The following is a 449-nucleotide window of genomic DNA, read 5'->3' on the forward strand; positions in this document are numbered from 1 at the left end:
GATGAAGATGGTTTAACTGATATGGCAGATGTTGCCATTACATTTGATCAACTTGCACCAGTTGCAGATGATGAAGTAGTTATGGGAGCAATGATAAATACTCCAATACTAGTAGACGCTTTACTTGGAGATAATGATCCAGATGGAGACAATGCGAACTTGACAATTACAGAAATCACTGATCCAGTTACAGGAATTACATCTCCAATAGATGCTAATACTCCAGTAACCTTATCAGATGGTACTGTAGTTTCTTTAGATGCAATGACAGGAGAGTTATTGGTTACACCAGCAACAGACAGCACAGAAGATATCGACTTTACTTATACAGTAGCCGATGAAGACGGTTTAACAGATATAGGAAGTGTAGATATTACATTTGATCAATTAGCACCAACAGCGGATAATGAAACTGTAACAGATGCAGCAATTAATACACCAGTAAACAT

The 449-nt window shown here is 37.4% G+C and carries 1 protein-coding gene; it reads left to right on the forward strand.

All coding sequences use genetic code 11. The annotated features are described in order from the left end of the window. Window positions 1–449: Ig-like domain-containing protein (locus Q0762_RS13925; RefSeq protein WP_298767742.1), on the forward strand; the 449-nt coding region annotated here is incomplete at both ends.

Origin of the sequence: uncultured Polaribacter sp., from assembly GCF_947495205.1 — a bacterium.
Taxonomy (GTDB): domain Bacteria; phylum Bacteroidota; class Bacteroidia; order Flavobacteriales; family Flavobacteriaceae; genus Polaribacter.